Source organism: Pontibacter aquaedesilientis (assembly GCF_014773225.1).
Classification (GTDB): domain Bacteria; phylum Bacteroidota; class Bacteroidia; order Cytophagales; family Hymenobacteraceae; genus Pontibacter; species Pontibacter aquaedesilientis.
In genome coordinates this window covers 678,216-695,622 of the sequence record NZ_JACXAJ010000001.1, presented here as the reverse complement: position 1 = coordinate 695,622, position 17,407 = coordinate 678,216, and the positions used below count along the sequence as shown (strand labels likewise).

Sequence of the window (17,407 nt, the reverse complement as noted above, 5' to 3'; positions counted from 1 at the left end):
CCATTTAGATGTACCATCATCTACCCAAATGAATTACCCCGAGGCATGGCTTTGCAAAAGGCCCAACTAAAATCGCCTTTTATTTGATGGACACAATGCCAATATTGATAGAGCAAAAACCAAGGTTGGTATAAATAACAACAATATACTGACCAAAAAATGTTATAATTAGCCTAAATTGTTAAATTTGGGTTTTACGATATTTACCCGATTCCTCTTAAATGGCAGAAAAAAGCAGTGTCTTTGATATGATCGGCCCAATCATGATCGGCCCATCCAGTTCTCATACAGCAGGTGTGGTGCGGATTGCACGAGCGGCAATCCGGGTTCTGGGCGCCGCGCCTGATGAGGCCGTCATCACCTTCTACAATTCCTTTGCACAAACTTATGAGGGCCACGGTTCCGATAGAGCGATAGTAGCCGGCCTGCTGGATTTCAAAACAGACGACAAACGCATAAAAGAGGCTTTTGACCACGCCAAAGAACGTGGCCTGAAATATACCTTCCGTTCGGTTGGCAATGCCTCGACCATGCATCCCAACACCATCAAGCTGAACCTGAAAGCCGGCGACCGCGCGGTAGAGGTAATAGGGCAGAGCCGTGGAGGTGGGGTGATCAGGATCGTGGAGGTAGACGGTTTCAATGCTAACTTCTCTGCCAATCTGCATACCCTGATCATTGATGCAGGCGATGTAAAAGGCAGTATCGCCTTTATCGCCACCGTAATCGCGCACGACGATTGCAACATTGCGACAATGAACGTTTCCAGAAAAGGCAAAAACGAAATGGCACGGCAGTTCATCGAGATGGACTCAGGTATAAAACCCATCACACTGGAGTATCTCAAGCAGTTGAGCTGGGTAAAGCATGTGATCTATATCCCCAATATTGATCTTTAAGAAACGAACTATGAAAAAAATGTCTAACAAAGTATTGTTGCTTGCCCTGGGACTGACGATCGGCGGGTATAGTACCTCGCTGGCGCAGCAGCAGGGTGCAGGAAGCGACGGTATCTGGTCACTGGAAGAGGCAGTTAATTATGCCAAGACCAATAACCTGAACGTGCGGCAGAGCAGCCTGAACCGTGAACTCGAACAAGCAGACCTGAATCAATCAAGGGCATCGCGGTTACCGAGCATCAATGCCAATGGAAACTATAGCTTCAACACGGGTTCTTTCCAGGATCCGGTGACCTTCAGCTTGCTGACACAGAACGCCCGTACGTCGAATGTTTCCATAAACGCTACGCTACCGCTTTTTGCAGGCTTCCAACAGGTGAACCAAATCAAGCAGAACAGCCTGAATCTGGAGGCAAGCGAACAAGATTACCTTTCTGCGCAAAATGACATAACTGTCCAAATAGTGACGGCTTATCTGAACATTCTGTTTGCCAATGAGCAAATGAACGTTTCGGATCTGCAGCGTAACCTCACCAGGGAGCAGCTAAAGCGTACCAATATTTTGTTCAATGCAGGCAGTGTGGCCGAAAATGCTGTACTAGATATTGAATCACAGTTGGCTACGGATGAGTTGAACTATATTACGGCACAGAATCAGCGTGATATCTCCAGGTTAACGCTCATGCAGCTGCTCAATATACCTACGTCAGAAGATTTTCAGATTGAGATACCAAAGATACCTGAGCCAGATGAGAACCCGGTTATAGTAGATGGCAGCCAGGTATACGACGTGGCATTGCAAACATTGCCGGCTATTCGCGCAACTGATTTAAGGTTGCGCAGCGCTGAAAGAGGTATAGACCTGGCCAGGGGAGCTTACTACCCACGTTTAAGTCTTTTTGCTGGGGCCGGAAGCCGCTATGCGAGCACCAGTCGCAAACTGGTAGCCTTGGAGCAGGTTAATGTGGGTCGTGTGCCGCAGGTGGTTTATTACGACGCTGCCGGTTCCGAATCTGATATAATCTACTTTGATCAATTCAGTACCAGACGAATTGATGAGCATTATGGCATGTTCAGTCAGTGGGACGATAACCTCAATACTCAGTTTGGCCTTTCGCTTCAAATTCCTATCCTGAACAGTTTACAGGTACGCACCAATGTGCAGCGCGCCAAGCTGCAACACCAAAATGCAAAACTGAATGCTGATATCGCCCGCAATAATCTTCGCCAGACGATAGAGCAGGCCTATGTAGATGCCATCGCCGCACAGCGCCGCTATGCAGCATCGCTCCAGCAGGTCAACGCTTCTGAGAAGAACTTCCGTAACGCAGAACTAAGACTTCAAAACGGCGTCATCAACTCAGTGGATTTCAATATCATAGCGAATACTTACCGTTCCGCTCAGTCCAGCTTGATACAGGCTAAATACGACTATACCTTTAAACTTAAAATACTGGATTTCTACCAAGGCAAAGACCTTTCTTTCTAACATAAAATTATGGCTGCAAAAAAATCGAATAAGCTTATCTATACCCTGATAGGCGCATTAGTACTCATTTTGGTAGGCGTGCTCGTTGCTAAAAAAGCCGGGTGGATCGGCCAGGACGAAGGTACCGAAGTAGTTCTGTCTGATGTCAAACGAACCCAAATCATCGAAAAAGTAAGCGCCTCCGGCAAAGTACAGCCGGAAACAGAGATCAAGATCAGCCCCGACGTATCGGGCGAGATCATCGAGCTGACCGTGCAGGAAGGCGACTCTGTGGTGAAAGGCCAGTTGCTGGTTCGTATCCGCCCTGACAATTACCAATCTTTTGTAGACATGCAGCAGGCTGGCGTTAACCAGGCGCGTGCCAATCTGGCGCAGTCCCGAGCCCGACTGGCGCAGTCCAAGGCCAATTTCGTGCAGGTGGAGCAGAATTTTAAACGCAACAAAGCCCTTTTCGACCAAAAGGTGATATCAGAGGCCGAGTACCAGCAGATAAAGTCAAGCTACGAAGCCGGAAAGCAGGAAATTGAATCGTTGGTGCAAAGTGTGCGCGCCGCTGAGTTCAGTGTGCAGAATGCATTGGCCTCCCTTAAGGACGCCCGCGAGAACCTGAACAAAACCACCATTTACGCTCCGGTAAGCGGCACGGTATCCAAGTTAAATGTAGAGCAGGGTGAGCGCGTGGTGGGAACCTCCCAAATGGCCGGTACCGAGATCATGCGCATTGCCAACCTCAATAACATGGAGGTTCGTGTGAATGTGAACGAGAATGATATCGTGCGTGTGGCCCTCGGCGACTCTGTAATCGTAGAAGTGGATTCTTATACCAGCAAGGACGAGAAGTTCAAAGGTGTGGTGACTTCAATTGCCAACACGGCCAAGGACGCCGCTTCTTTGGAGGCTGTCACCGAATTCGAAGTACGCATCCGTTTGCTGAACGAATCTTACAGCCACCTGGCAAACAAAAACACGCGGCCATTCCGACCAGGCATGACCGCTTCTGTTGACATCATCACAGATCGAAAAAACAATGTTTTATCCGTACCTTTGTCCGCAGTGACAACCCGCTCTAACAAGCCAGAATCAACTGAAGGCGACAATGGCACTGACGAGCAAGCTGAAGAGGCGGCACAGCCTGTTGTTGCAGGCCCGGTTGAAGAGGTGGTTTTTGTGTATGACGCCAACAACACTGTAAAAACCGTGAAAGTAAAAACCGGCATCAGCGACTTTGACAACATTGAGATTCTGAGTGGTCTGGAGGAAGGTCAGAAAGTTGTTTCGGGTCCGTTCAGAGCGGTTTCTAAAACATTGAAAGACGGAGCGAAAGTGGCTGTGAAAGACGAAAAGTCACTGAATAAATCAGCGCTTGCTGACGCTAATGGTGATAAATAAAATAAATCCGACTTGGAAAAAATTGCAGTAATAGGAGGGGGCAGCTGGGCTTCGGCGCTGGTTAAGATACTTTCAGAGAACAAATCGCAGGTATACTGGTGGATGCGCAACGAAAACGATGTGCAGCACCTCAACAATTACCGCCACAACCCACGCTACCTGAGTGGCGTGACCTACGACCTGAACTACGTAAAGCCATCCTCAGACTTGCAGGCTGTGGTGGCCGTCGCAGATTGGGTGATTCTGGCTGTTCCGGCAGCCTTTGTGCAAGAGGCTATTCACGGGTTAGCTGCTGATGCGCTAAAGGACAAGGTTTTGATCTCTGCCATTAAAGGTATGATTCCGAAGGAAAACATCCTGATTACCGAGTACCTTGAAAAGCACTACAACGTTCCTAACAGTCATCAGTTGGTGGTTGCCGGTCCTTGCCATGCGGAAGAGGTGGCCATGGAAAAGCAGTCTTACCTGACCATTGGCTCGCACGACCTGCCCACCGCAGAGCGCTTCTGCAAATTGCTGCGCAACCGTTATGTAAATGCCAATCCACTCGACGATCTGGATGGCATAGAATATTGTGCCGTAATCAAGAACATCATTGCGCTGGCATGCGGTATAGCCCGTGGCCTGAACTACGGCGATAACTTCCAGGCTGTGTTGGTGTCCAACGCCATGCAGGAAATCGAGCGCTTCCTGCATGCTGCCATGCCAATCCAGCGTGATCTCAATGGCTCTGCCTACCTGGGCGACTTGCTGGTGACAGCTTATTCCCAGTTCAGCCGTAACCGTACATTCGGAAACATGATCGGACACGGCTATACCGTGAAATCAGCCCAGATCGAGATGAACATGGTGGCCGAGGGATATTATGCTGTGCAGAGTATTTATGCACTCAACAAAACGCTACAGGTTGACATGCCTATTACCACGGCGGTATACCTGATTTTGTACGAGCGGATTTCGCCAGCAGTGGAATTCGAGATATTGAAAGATAAATTAAAATAGCGCATACCTTATTTTTAATGCGAAAGGCATGCCGACAGGTATGCCTTTCGCGTTTTAGCAGGTAAACTCCCACATGAGGACCGCTGATGTAGCATGAAGCAACACTTTCAACAGATTGATCTACTAAAAGGCCTGGCCATTATCGCTGTCATCCTGCTACATTCGTTAAGCAAGCAGGAGTTGATAGAGAGCTTTGCCGTGTTTCATATCTGGCAGGCTGTTCCGTTGTTTATGGTGATCATGGGCTTTAACCTTGGCTTGTCCTACAGCGGCAAAACGCTTCAGTTCCGGCACCTCTATACCTTACATTATTTCCAGAAGAAAGCCATACGCATCATATTCCCGCTTTTGCTTCTGTATGTTATTGCTATCGGAGCGGGTCATGTATGGCAGCAACTGTATGGGGAGGAGATCTTTACCCTGGGCTGGGAAAACTTCATTGGTGTGCTACCCGTCTCCGGCAAAGGCAACTATTTCATCACCCTGCTTTTGCAATCCATCCTGCTGCTTCCCCTGATCGGCTATACCTTCCACCGCAAGCCTTATCTCACCATTGCGACGCTTATAGCGTTAGAAATTGCTTTTTTGATCATATCTTTCCAGTTCGCTTATTTCGACGAGAACCGTTACTTATACGACGCCGCTTTCTTTCGTTATTTGTCTGCCATTGCCCTGGGTATGTGGCTTGCCAGGCTGGCTTCAGGAGAACAACCCCGTGTCAAGTGGTTCGTGATCTTATCAGGACTGGCAAGTGCTTTGTACTTGTACATACATCAATACCAGGGTGTGTCTTTACCTTACATCCGGCCCGAATGGCAAGCACAGTTAGTTCTTACTTTTCCTTACGCAACCTTACTCATCTACCTTGCCATTCTGCTGTTCCCACAGCGGTCAGATAATCAACTGTTTGTCACCATGGCACAAATTGGGAAGGCATCGTATCATATCTTTCTGGTGCAGGTCCTTTACTTTGGTTTGATGCCAGAAGGACCTTCCGCATTGGCAAACCTTGCTTTTTGTCTCGCTGCAGGTTATGCATTCTTTTTGGTGGAATCCTGGTTTTCCGAAAAAATCACCTCCTGATTATAGTATCTTTTCAACATTTCCATTATTTTAAGCTATGCTTATCAAAGTTACCTGTGCTATCATTGAACAGTTCGGACGTGTGCTCATCACGCAGCGCAGCGAAACCATGACCCAGGCACTTTTGTGGGAGTTTCCGGGCGGAAAAATTGAAGAAGGCGAAACCGAAACAGAATGTCTGACCAGAGAAATTACAGAAGAGCTGAACCTGATTGTCACACCTACTCAGCGCCTGACACCTGTACAGCAACAGTACCCAACATACACTATTGAACTCATCCCTTACATTTGCCAGTATAACAGAGGCACTATTCAGCTGGCTGAGCATAAAACCTATCATTGGGTAACACTTGCCGACCTGAACGATTATGCCTGGTGCCCGGCAGATCTTCCTATCGTAAAGGAGTATCTTTCGTTGCAGTTAACGGTCTGAGAAAATAAGGTTTAATCGGAGATCTTACTCTCATCAACTCATTACCGGCCACACCCTTTGTTTTTCCTTCCGCCGATTTAGCCGTACCTTTAAGGTATGGAATTACCAATTTCTTTTGTTGAGCGCATGAAAACACAACTGGGATCAGCTTATGCCCAGTTTGAAACCGCGTTGCAACAGCCTGCTCCTGTCAGTATTCGCCTGAACCTTCGCAAGTTGGGCCAACAGCCACAACTACCGTCTGTGCCCTGGACTGACACTGGTTATTACCTGCCTGAAAGGCCGCTTTTTACACTCGATCCACTGCTGCACGCCGGGGCCTACTATGTACAGGAGGCCAGTTCCATGTTTCTAGAGCAAGCAATACGACAGACGGTAAACCTCGATCAACCACTTCGGGTATTGGACCTATGCGGTGCTCCTGGTGGCAAATCCACCCACATTGCCAGCCTGCTATCCGAGGACAGCATGCTGGTGGCAAACGAAGTGATCAGGAGCAGAGCAACCATTTTGGCTGAAAATGTGACGAAATGGGGCAGTGGCAATGTGCTGGTCACCAACAACGACCCACGTGACTTTGGCAAGTTGCCGGATTTTTTTGATGTGATGGTGGTAGACGCCCCTTGCAGCGGTGAGGGCATGTTCCGGAAGGACCTACAGGCCAGGCAGGAGTGGTCAGAAGAAAATGTAAAACTGTGCGCCCAGCGACAGCAGCGCATCCTGATGGATGTATGGGAAGCCCTGAAACCCGGCGGCATTCTTATTTACAGCACCTGTACCTGGAACGAGGCAGAAAACGAAAGCAACATGGCTTGGCTGGCCGAACAGGAAAACGCCACCAGTCTGTCACTGCGCCTGGACCCGGCCTGGGGAGTAGAAGCGTCAGAACTAAACGGTATGAAAGGCTATCGCTTTTATCCGCACCAAGTGCAAGGCGAGGGCTTTTTCCTGGCTGTGATACGCAAGGAAGGTATAGCCGAAGCACTTGTGCACGGCTCAGGCAAAAAGAAGAAACATAAACTGACTCCCGCCGGCAAAAAGGAGCAGGCGTTGGTCGCCGACTGGCTAATTGAGCCGGATCGATTTGAATGGCTGCAGCATGGCGAAGTGATTTCGGCTATACCTGCTACCATTTTTGAATACGCTGATCAGGTATACCAGAAGCTGTATGTAGTGTACGCAGGTATAGAAGTGGCAGAAGCGAAAGGCAAAAAACTGAAACCGCTGCATGCCCTAGCCTTGTCGCCCTACCTCAATAAAGCTGTTTTCAGAACAGAGGAACTGGACTTGGAATCGGCGCTGCGCTACCTTCGCAAAGAGGACATCAGCCTCGAAGGCAGCGGCAACGACTGGGTATTGCTGCAGTATAAAGGTTTACCACTTGGTTGGGCCAAGCAAATAGGCAACCGAATGAATAATTATTACCCCAAAGAGTGGCGCATCCGGATGGAGTTACCGCAAACATTAGAGGAAGAACTCTTCTCACTGGGGCAGTATTTATAGCAATTTATACTCAAAGAAAAGGCAGGTGCTTGTGAAGCGCCTGCCTTTTTTGTATTCGTTTATACCTATACCTTACTCGACAAACAATACCAGACCTTTCAGGTATTCTCCTTCCGGATGGAAGATCGAAATAGGGTGGTCTGCAGGCTGGGAGAGGTGGTGCATGATCTTGATGTTTCGCCCCGCCTCAATGGCAGCCGCCATCACCGTGTTGTTGAACAGATATTTGTCCACTACCTGTGAGCAGGAGAACGTAAACAGAATTCCTCCTGGCTTAATGCGCTTCATGGCTTCGGCATTAAGTCGCTTATAACCCATCAGAGCATTGTGGCGTACTTTTTGGCTCTTGGCAAAAGCAGGCGGGTCCAATATGATCACATCGTAGCGGTCTTCTTTGCCTTTCAGAAAATCGAAGGTATCGACGGCAAAGGCTTCGTGTCTGCCTGGTGCCTGGCTCAATTCTCCGTTCTTAATGGTCAGCTCAATGGCTTTTTTCGACACATCCACAGAGTGCACCTCACTGGCACCAGCGTTCAGCGCGTATACCGAAAAGCCACCAGTATAGCAAAACGTGTTCAGCACCGACTTGTCTTTCACATAACGGGCCAGCAAGTCGCGGTTTTCGCGCTGATCGATAAAAAAGCCTGTTTTCTGGCCGCTTTCCCAATCCACGAAAAACTGGTTTTCATACTCCGTCACCACCACGCCACCGTTCGATTCGCCAAACAGATAGCCGTTCACAGCCTGCACCGGCGATTTTGCCGGAAGCGACTCAGCACTCTTGTCATAGACGGCCCGAAGTCGGCTGCCATAGATTTCCTGTAACGCTTTTGCAATATGCTCCCTGATCAAATACATGCCGACAGAGTGCGTCTGTACCACGGCAGTATCTTTGTACACATCCACAATCAGGCCCGGCACACCGTCACCTTCTGCATAAACCAACCGGTAAACATCGGTATGCGGATTTTCGGTAAGGCCTAGGCGGCTACGATAGTCATAGGCCTGCTGCACTTTGCTTTTCCAGAAGGTATAGTCCGGCTCGGTTTGCACAAACGAGAACACTCTGACTGCAATGGAACCGGGCGCCCAGTGTCCCATCCCCAGAAATTCGCGCTGGCTGGAGTAAACCTCCACCGTGTCGCCCTCTTCCGGCTCTGGACCTTCCAATTTTTTAATGGCTCCCGAGAAAACCCAGGGATGAAAACGCTTCAGCGAATGCTCTTTGCCTTTCGCTAGGTATAATTTGGTAAATGACATCAGATGAAATTGCTATAATAATAACCGCAAAGGTAGGGTTATACCTGCAAAAGACCACTACGCAGGAATATCAGTTCCCTATTGCAATCAAAATAAAAAGGAGACTATATCTATACCAGTTGCTGGAGGTACTGATACAGCTTCTGAATCGGTAGGCCGACCACATTGAAATAGGATCCTTCTATCTTCTCAATCCCGATCATTCCGATCCACTCCTGGATTCCGTATGCACCGGCTTTATCGTATGGTTTGTAATGCTGAATGTAGAAGTTTATTTCTTCGTCGCTCAGCTCTTTGAAGTATACCTTGGTTGTATCATGAAAAACCGTCCTGCCCTCTTGGGTCAGCAGACAAACACCTGTAATCACCTCATGCGAAGTGCCCGACAAAGCCCGAAGCATGTCAAAGGCTTCTGTCGCATGGGCCGGTTTGTTCAGAATCCTGTCACCGAGGCAAACGATGGTGTCAGCCGTGATCAAAACCTCGTCTTTCAGGTCATCGGTATAAGCGTTCGCTTTATGGGAGGCCAGGTATTCGGCCACTTCCTCGCGTTGCATATGCGCTGGAAAGTCCTCATTCACCTCCTTGACACGTACTTCGAATTTGAGCCCGAGACCTGCTAAGAGTTCTTTTCGACGCGGTGAATTAGAGGCAAGCAGAATCGGCCGTGAGAAATTCATTTTCTTTAATTGAGCTGAATAAAAATCCGCAGATAACTTTCGGATAGAAAAAAGTTGACTTCTGGGGCATGATGGCCCCGCTGTGACATACCCGTTTTACCTGTTCCATGGATACATCGTTAGTAATAAGCGCTAAACGTGCTTTTCCGGAGTCTACCTGGCTGACACAGGCCGTAAAATTGCGCACATAGCTCAGGCCTGGATAGTCGCGTTGCGCTTCCCGGTCAATGCCCAGCACCTTCTCGAAAATAAAATAATGCATCACGGTCAGGTCCAGGGCTTTTACCTCTTGGGGCACTGGCCAGTCAATGAGTGGATGAATTTCTGGTTTGAGTCTCAGTTTATAGGCATTGCCGGACAGGTATAGCCCGAATGCCCAATTCTTGCCCACGATCACCTCGTTGAGTTCGTACACATCTTCCTTCGGCGTAACGACAAAATACTCCCGTAGCTTCTCCAGGAACTCCTCATCTGTCAGACTGATCTGCTGCAATACACGATGGGTTGGCAAAATGCGCAAATCATCGGCCTCGGTGTTGGTCAGGTACATCAGGTGGTAGTTGTACGCCTCCATACCTGTGTGGCCTGGATTCTGTGCCATACGTTTTTTTCGGTATTCTAGTGACCCCTCGTAACGGTGATGCCCATCAGCCAGCAACACTTGCTGGTCCTGCAGCTTATCAATAAAAAGTCTGATCACGTCATGGTCATGGATTACAGCCAGCACATCTCTTACACCCTGATAATCCTCCGTCTCATAGAGCGGCGACTGAATAGCCTCATCCATGTAGCGTTCCAACTCAAATTCAGAATCAGTGTACAGGCCATGGGTCGGGCTGGTGTTCAGCAGTGTTTTTTCAAGCAGTTCGATGCGGTCGTTTACAGCGCTCGGTATCGTGTTCTCGTGGCGGAGCAATACGCCTTCGTGCCAGTCATAGGCCTTTATGTGGCAGATAAATCCTTTGCGACAGAACTCCTTGTCGCTTCCGGTTAGCCTGAAGTACTGGTAGTACACATAAATGCCAGGCAGCGGATCATGCGCCAGTATACCTTCCGACTTCCATTCCTGCAGCGTATGCGCAGCATGATCAGCCGGGTCATCACCCAAAGGTACCGAGAGATGTATACTGTTGAATTTATTCTGGTAAAGTGCTTCCCGTTGCTTTGCTGACACTACATCAAAAAGCGGAGAGGTCAGGCTTTCAATTGCCTGATCCATTTCTTGGTTGTAGCGCCAGGCTTTGAAGGGTAGTATTTCTGCCATCTGTTATTACAAATATTAAGGTAGTTTGTGCTAGGGAGCAAGGCGTTTACGGCTCCAGTTTCCGCCTTCCAGTTCGAAGAGGATACGGTCGTGCAAACGGTTAGGGCGGCCTTGCCAGAACTCGATTCGCTCCGCCTTCAGCACATAGCCGCCCCAGTGCTGGGGACGGGGCACGACCTGCAGGCTTGCAAAATCATTCTGGTACTTCTGGTCAGCCAACTCAAGTTCTTCTCTGCTATCGATTACCTTGCTTTGCGGAGAAGCCCATGCCCCTACCTGGCTTCCCCGGGGACGGCTATGAAAATAAGTGTCCGAAACCTCATCAGCCACCTTGTTTATGCTGCCTTCTATACGCACCTGGCGCTCCAGCTCGGCCCAGAAGAAAGTAAGGGAACCGTAAGGGCGCTGGGCTAGCTCTTGTCCCTTGCGGCTTTCATAGTTTGTGAAGAACACAAACCCGTCAGCGGAAACCTCTTTTAGGAGAACCACCCGAGCTGACGGACGGCAGTCGGCAGACACCGTGGAGAGGACAAGGGCGGTTGGCTCCAGCACCTGCGCCACGATGGCCTCATTTAGCCATACCTTAAACTGATCCAGCGGGTCAAGCGACACAGAATCCTCCGTTAGCGCCTGCCGGGAATAGTTGATCCGGATAGAGGCAATGTCATGTTGAAGCGACATAGTTGAGATAATGGTTTGCCCAAAATTATAAAATAATCCGCTGCGGATAAATTTTAATTGATACTGTAATAAATTATAATAAATTTATAAAATTAGAAATTAGGTTTACATTGCAATTCAGTAAAGGGCTCCTAAATCGGGCTGAAATTTGCGAATGAAAGGAGGCTTTTGCCCGTTTTGATACCATATTGCATGGTTTGCGTAAGAAGGTATAAAACGGATGGTGCATGGCGTAAATAAGAAATTATCGCCCATAAGACACTTAAAAGCTGAATAACCAATGGACCAAGATAGCTTAAACAAGCCTCAAAACGGGAGCATACTGATATCAGAGCCCTACTTAGGAGACCCAAATTTCGAAAGAACCGTTGTGCTCATTTGCAGCCACAGCGAGGATGAGGGAACCTTCGGGCTGGTCCTGAACCGTATCTCCAATTTGAAGCTATCCGATGTGATTGATCTATATGAAGATACGTTTGAGGCTGAATTAGGTATAGGAGGCCCGGTACAGTACAACACCCTGCACTATGTGCATCGCCTGCCGCAATTGCCACAGGCGGTGAAGCTTGGTGAAAACCTTTATTGGGGTGGGGAGTTCGAAATGCTGCGAACCATGATAACGTCTGGTATCATCTCGACAGATGATATCAGGTTTTTCCTGGGTTATTCTGGCTGGACGCCAGGGCAATTGCAGGAGGAAATCGACAAAAATGTTTGGATAGTGAACAACAATGCTACAAATAAATTATTTAATTTAGAGGTAGATACCCTTTGGCGTAACATTTTGCGGCAAATGGGAGGGAAATACAAGGTACTTTCGAACTACCCCGTGGATCCCCGACTAAACTAACGCTTCTAAACGTGGAAAAACCTGAAGTCATGACAACTGAAAACCAGCACACCGACCCAACCGGAGCAGAGCCTAACAAAACCCAACAGCAGGGCGAGGCCCAAGCGAGCCAGCAAGAGGCGGAGTCTCCGATGAATATTTTGGAAAAGCGCCTTGCCGAGATCAACGAAAAAAACCAAAGCGGGCAGCAACCATTGGAAGAGGGTGTGCCAAAAGAAGAACAGCCAGAGATTCAACCAGACCTGAAGTCAGGCCCGGAAGCAGCGCAAACGGAGGAAATAACCGAAACCTTTGCCGACGCAAACCTGCCCGCAGGAGAAGCTACACAAGAAACTAGGGCAGATGAGCTTACTTCCGATCAGAATGCAACCTCAGCCCAGCAATCCACAGCCGAGGTAACTGCCAAAGCTGACACCGCTCCAAATGCTGCAGCAGCGCACGATGACCACCACGACGAAGAAGAGCTCGAAGAGGATGATCATCACTTAGATTATGACCAACTTTCAATAGATGAACTGCGCCATCACCTTACCCTCTTGCTTAAAAACCCGGAGGCACGCAGAAAGTACAAAAAGATTATGGAGGTACATCGGCACTATGAGCAGAAGTACAACCAGGAAAAAACGGAGGCGCTTGACCGATTCAAACAGGAGGGGGGTACAGAGGAAGACTTTGATTACCACGCTCCGATGGAGCATACGGAGATGGAGCAGTTGTATGCCGCTTACCGTGATGCACGCTATCAGGAGCGACAGCAGAGCGAGGAGCAGCGCCATCGCAACCTGGATCGCAAAAAGGAATTGCTGCAAAGGCTGCGTGAGCTTGTGGAGTCTGCCGAAACCAAGAACAGCAGCGACGAGCTGAAAAAACTCCAGTCGGAATGGAAGACAATTGGTCCTGTTCCGCCAGGAGAAGCGCAGGAACTTTGGGATTCGTACCATGCCCTGCTGGATATCTTCTACAATAATCGCAGTATGTTCTTCGAGCTGAAAGAACTGGACCGAAGGCGCAATCTGGATGCCAAACTTCAACTTATTGAGCGTGCCGAGGCACTGCAGCATGAGCCTACCATCAACAAAGCCTTGGCTGAACTGCGCCACTTGCATGAAGAGTGGAAAAACATTGGTCCTGTACCGAATGACCAGCGTGATGCTATTTGGGAGCGTTTTATTCAGGCTTCTGAAAAGGTACACGAGCATCGCCGCTCCTACATGGAAGAGCGTAAAACAGCGGAGTTGGCTAATCTGGAAAAGAAAAGGGCCTTACTGGACCGTTTGCAGGAGTTTCAGAACTTTAACACTGACCGCATCAACGAGTGGCGTGACAAAACGGACGAGATCCAAAAACTAAAAGAGGAGTGGGATAGCGCTGGATTAGTACCGAAAGAGTATGCTGAGGAAGTCAATAAAACTTTCTGGGCTAATTATAAGAGCTTTTTTCAGCACAAAAATCAATTCTTTAAAGGACTTGACGAGCAAAAACTCCAAAATCTGCGTCTTAAAACAGAACTATGTGAGGAGGCCGAAAACCTGAAGGACAGCTCGGACTGGAACGCCACAAAGGAAAAAATGATCCAGCTTCAGAAGAAGTGGAAAACAATCGGCCGCGTGCCCGATAAGCATTCTGATAAAGTATGGCAACGCTTCCGTGCCGCTTGCAACGAGTTCTTTGATAGAAAGCAGGCTTCAGAGCAGCAGAAAGGCGCTGAGATGGAGAAACTCTCCGCAGAAAAGCTTGCCCTTTGCGACCGTGTAACCGAAGAGCTTGCCCACCCTAACACCACTACGTCGCTGGAAGATTACAACAGCATCGTACAGGAATGGGGACAACTGGATGCCGGCAACAAGCGTGTAAGCGCAAAGGTAGAAGAGAAATTCCTGGCCCTGATGGAGCGCTACCTGGAAAGGGTACCAAACCTGTCTTACGATGACCGTACTTCCATGTTAGTGAAGTTGCAGGTAGACCGACTCAAGAGCAGTCCGGAAGCCTCGCATAAGTTGCAGCAACGTGAGCAAACAGTGAGACGTGAGATTTCGCAATTGCAGAACGATATTCAGACCCTGCGCACGAACCTGGAGTTTTTCGCCCGTTCCAAGAACGCTGACAAGCTTCGGGAGGAGTATGAAGGACGCATAGACGACGCACAAAAAAGAATAGATGTCCTGCAGCGGCAGCTGGCCGCCTTCAGGAGCTAAAAAAATTCTATCTGATTCTCAAAACCTTATCTGATTCTGAGAAAAAATCCTGCAGGGTCTATTTGCATATTAAAATCTATATTATACCTTTGCAACGCTTTAGAACGATAGGGCAACACAAATAAAGAGTACGCCTCCTTAGCTCAGCTGGTAGAGCAACTGACTTGTAATCAGTAGGTCGCTGGTTCGATCCCGGCAGGGGGCTCATCTTTATTGTCTCATTTTATTGCCTCCTTAGCTCAGCTGGTAGAGCAACTGACTTGTAATCAGTAGGTCGCTGGTTCGATCCCGGCAGGGGGCTCAAAATGACTTAAAGCCTTCAGAGAAATCTGAAGGCTTTTTTTGTGCCCTCTAACAGCGTTTCTCCTCCAAAATCAGGCAGCATGTACCTGCTGCAACCAAACCACTATGGTTTTTCAAGTTTTATGACTTATTTTGAAGCTTCACCCAAGCCAAGCATCGCATCAATGCAACTGATAGAAGTAACCACTCCTGAACTGGCAGAAGAGTTTCTGAAATTACAGATCAGCTTATATAAGAAAGACCCTAATTACATCCGTCCGCTGGACAAAGACATAAACCAGGTTTTCGACCCCAAAAAGAATAAACTGCTGCGAGATGGGGAAGTCATCCGCTGGATCCTGCGTACCGAGCAGGGGAAGACGATTGGCCGCGTTGCTGCTTTCATAAATAACAAAACAGCGAAATCTTTTGAGCAACCAACAGGGGGTATGGGCTTTTTTGATTGCATAGATGATCAGGATGCTGCCAATATGCTTTTTGATGCCTGCCGCAACTGGTTGCAGGAGCGAGGCATGGAGGCCATGGACGGTCCTGTCAATTTCGGTGAACGTGATAAATGGTGGGGACTACTGGTAGAGGGCTTTCATGCGCCAACCTACTGCATGAACTACAACTTCCCTTACTACCAGGCCCTGTTCGAAAATTATGGCTTTCAGCTATACTTTAAACAATTTGTTTATTATCGCACGGTAAATGACCCGCTACCGCCAGAGTACCATGAGAAAGCCCAACGCATAAGAAATGATTCTGACTACCATTTCGAGCATCTGGACAAGAACAACCTATACAAGTATGCCGAAGACTTCAGGACGATCTACAACAAAGGGTGGGTAAAGCACGAAGGCGTGAAGGCAATGGGAGAAGCTCAAGCCAAGTCGATCATGAAGGCGCTCAAGCCGATTTTGGACGAGAAGATCATATGGTTTACTTATTACAAAGGCGAACCCGCCGGTTTCTTTATTGCTATACCTGAACTGAATCAACTTTTTAAGCATGTGAACGGCAAGCTGGATTTGTGGGGTAAAATAAAGTTCGCCTATCACCGCTGGAGAGGTGCCTGCAAGACGATGTATGGCATCGTGTTCGGCATCATACCGGAGTGCCAGGGCAAAGGCGTGGAAGCAGCCATGGTTGTGGCGGCTTCGAAAGTGGTGCAGGGCAACCCGAGTATACCTTACGAAGACCTTCAAATGAACTGGATAGGCGATTTCAATCCGAAAATGATGAAGGTGGTGGAACAGGTGGGGAGCCGTATTTTCAAGACATACATTACCTACCGTTTTTTGTTTGACAGGACAAAGGAATTCAAAAGGGCCCCTATTATCAAGTAGGGCGATAAGATGGATTCGCTGACGCAGATAGTTTTGGGAGCCGCCGTAGGGGAGGCTGTGGCAGGTAAAAAACTTGGCAACAAGGCCCTGCTTTGGGGAGCGATAGCGGGTACTATACCGGACCTTGACGTGCTGGCCAACCCTTTGCTCGACATGGTTGAGCAGCTGAGTTTTCACCGCTCTATCACGCATTCCTTCCTTTTCGCCCTACTAGTTTCACCCCTGCTAGGCGGGGTGCTTTGGCGCTTTAACCAGAAAGAAGACGCTACCTTCCGGGACTGGAGCCTACTTTTTTTTCTGGGCTTCACCACCCATGCCATTTTGGATAGCTTTACTACCTGGGGTACACAGCTTCTATGGCCTTTCACAAATTATGGCGTAGCCTTCTACAATATATTTGTGATTGACCCACTCTATACCTTACCATTCCTGATTTGTGTCGTGGCTGTTGCTTTTTATGACAGAAGGAGCAGAGAAAGGAAAATATGGAATCGTGTGGGGTTAATCATCAGTTCGCTATATCTTGCATTCTCCTTTGCGGCACAAGCCTATGCCAAAACCGCATTCGAGCAGGGCATGAAGCAGCAAGATATAGCCTATCGCTCCCACATCGTAAAAGCCACACCACTCAACACGCTGCTCTGGTCGATCACAGCAGAGACTGAGGAAGGATTTTATACCGGCTTTTACTCTATTCTCGATCCAGATAAAAACATCCCCTTCAACTTTGAACCCCATCAGGCGCACCTATTGGAACCGTACAGAGGGGATCAGAAACTGGAGCGATTGCTGGACATCACCAAAGGGTATTACGTGGTAGAGAAGGCAGATCGTGGGTACTATATCAATGACCTGCGCTTCGGTCAGTTTGATGGCTGGCGAGAAGGAAAGGGCCACTATGTGTTTGTGTACCATATGTGGACTTCTGATGAAGGCACACTTCAGTTCGAAGAGATCAACAATCGCCCTAAAATAGACAGCGCATACCTTCAGTCATACCTTAACCGGATACTAGGAGGTAAATAACCCAAAAAGGTGCCTTGGT

Annotated in this window: 15 protein-coding genes and 2 tRNA genes; 13 read left to right on the top strand and 4 right to left on the bottom strand. The window is 48.5% G+C overall.

All coding sequences use genetic code 11. From position 1 onward, the window contains the following. Positions 1–221 precede the first annotated feature (221 nt). The 7 genes from sdaAB to H9Q13_RS03030 all read left to right on the top strand — a co-directional run bounded on the left by sdaAB (position 222) and on the right by H9Q13_RS03030 (position 7,798). On the top strand, positions 222–899 hold the full coding sequence (sdaAB, locus tag H9Q13_RS03060) for an L-serine ammonia-lyase, iron-sulfur-dependent subunit beta (RefSeq protein WP_191182267.1): 678 nt from the start codon (positions 222–224) through the stop codon (positions 897–899). Between the two features lie 10 nt (positions 900–909). Beyond that, on the top strand, positions 910–2,388 hold the full coding sequence (locus H9Q13_RS03055; RefSeq protein WP_191182266.1) for a TolC family protein: 1,479 nt from the start codon (positions 910–912) through the stop codon (positions 2,386–2,388). 9 nt (positions 2,389–2,397) lie between these two features. Then, positions 2,398–3,777 (top strand): efflux RND transporter periplasmic adaptor subunit, encoded by a 1,380-nt coding sequence (locus tag H9Q13_RS03050; protein WP_191182265.1) that lies wholly within the window; start codon positions 2,398–2,400, stop codon positions 3,775–3,777. A 12-nt stretch (positions 3,778–3,789) separates the two neighbouring features. Further along, positions 3,790–4,779 (top strand): NAD(P)H-dependent glycerol-3-phosphate dehydrogenase, encoded by a 990-nt coding sequence (locus H9Q13_RS03045; RefSeq protein ID WP_191182264.1) that lies wholly within the window; start codon positions 3,790–3,792, stop codon positions 4,777–4,779. A 93-nt stretch (positions 4,780–4,872) separates the two neighbouring features. After that, positions 4,873–5,862: an acyltransferase family protein gene (locus H9Q13_RS03040; protein WP_191182263.1), complete on the top strand. Its 990-nt coding sequence runs from the start codon at positions 4,873–4,875 to the stop codon at positions 5,860–5,862. 37 nt (positions 5,863–5,899) lie between these two features. Further along, on the top strand, positions 5,900–6,295 hold the full coding sequence (locus H9Q13_RS03035; protein ID WP_191182262.1) for a (deoxy)nucleoside triphosphate pyrophosphohydrolase: 396 nt from the start codon (positions 5,900–5,902) through the stop codon (positions 6,293–6,295). A 96-nt stretch (positions 6,296–6,391) separates the two neighbouring features. Next, positions 6,392–7,798, top strand: coding sequence for a methyltransferase RsmF C-terminal domain-like protein (locus H9Q13_RS03030; protein ID WP_191182261.1), 1,407 nt, complete (start codon positions 6,392–6,394; stop codon positions 7,796–7,798). A gap of 72 nt (positions 7,799–7,870) precedes the next feature. Here H9Q13_RS03030 and H9Q13_RS03025 read toward each other — a convergent pair whose 3' ends face one another. The 4 genes from H9Q13_RS03025 to pdxH all read right to left on the bottom strand — a co-directional run bounded on the left by H9Q13_RS03025 (position 7,871) and on the right by pdxH (position 11,683). Next, on the bottom strand, positions 7,871–9,058 hold the full coding sequence (locus tag H9Q13_RS03025; protein WP_191182260.1) for a class I SAM-dependent rRNA methyltransferase: 1,188 nt from the start codon (positions 9,056–9,058) through the stop codon (positions 7,871–7,873). Positions 9,059–9,168: 110 nt separating this feature from the next. After that, the gene (locus H9Q13_RS03020; protein WP_191182259.1) at positions 9,169–9,738 is read right to left on the bottom strand and encodes a Maf-like protein; all 570 of its coding nucleotides are present in this window, start codon (positions 9,736–9,738) and stop codon (positions 9,169–9,171) included. Then, entirely contained in the window at positions 9,704–11,002 is a 1,299-nt protein-coding gene (locus H9Q13_RS03015) for a DUF1015 domain-containing protein (protein WP_191182258.1), read from the bottom strand. Before H9Q13_RS03015 ends, H9Q13_RS03020 begins: the two co-directional genes overlap by 35 nt. Positions 11,003–11,032: 30 nt before the next feature. Next, positions 11,033–11,683, bottom strand: coding sequence for a pyridoxamine 5'-phosphate oxidase (gene pdxH, locus H9Q13_RS03010; RefSeq protein WP_191182257.1), 651 nt, complete (start codon positions 11,681–11,683; stop codon positions 11,033–11,035). Between the two features lie 280 nt (positions 11,684–11,963). Between pdxH and H9Q13_RS03005 the strand changes: the two genes are divergently transcribed. The 6 genes from H9Q13_RS03005 to H9Q13_RS02980 all read left to right on the top strand — a co-directional run bounded on the left by H9Q13_RS03005 (position 11,964) and on the right by H9Q13_RS02980 (position 17,388). Then, positions 11,964–12,533, top strand: a complete 570-nt coding sequence (locus H9Q13_RS03005) for a YqgE/AlgH family protein (protein WP_191182256.1) — start codon at positions 11,964–11,966, stop codon at positions 12,531–12,533. Between the two features lie 29 nt (positions 12,534–12,562). Continuing rightward, positions 12,563–14,728 carry a DUF349 domain-containing protein gene (locus H9Q13_RS03000; RefSeq protein WP_191182255.1) on the top strand — a complete coding sequence of 722 codons (2,166 nt, stop codon included), beginning with the start codon at positions 12,563–12,565 and terminating at the stop codon, positions 14,726–14,728. A gap of 132 nt (positions 14,729–14,860) precedes the next feature. After that, positions 14,861–14,933: transfer RNA gene (locus H9Q13_RS02995), tRNA-Thr, on the top strand. Positions 14,934–14,956: 23 nt separating this feature from the next. After that, positions 14,957–15,029, top strand: a tRNA-Thr gene (locus H9Q13_RS02990). 166 nt (positions 15,030–15,195) lie between these two features. Continuing rightward, positions 15,196–16,362, top strand: a complete 1,167-nt coding sequence (locus H9Q13_RS02985; RefSeq protein WP_191182254.1) for a hypothetical protein — start codon at positions 15,196–15,198, stop codon at positions 16,360–16,362. Between the two features lie 9 nt (positions 16,363–16,371). Beyond that, positions 16,372–17,388: a metal-dependent hydrolase gene (locus tag H9Q13_RS02980; RefSeq protein ID WP_191182253.1), complete on the top strand. Its 1,017-nt coding sequence runs from the start codon at positions 16,372–16,374 to the stop codon at positions 17,386–17,388. Positions 17,389–17,407: the final 19 nt, after the last annotated feature.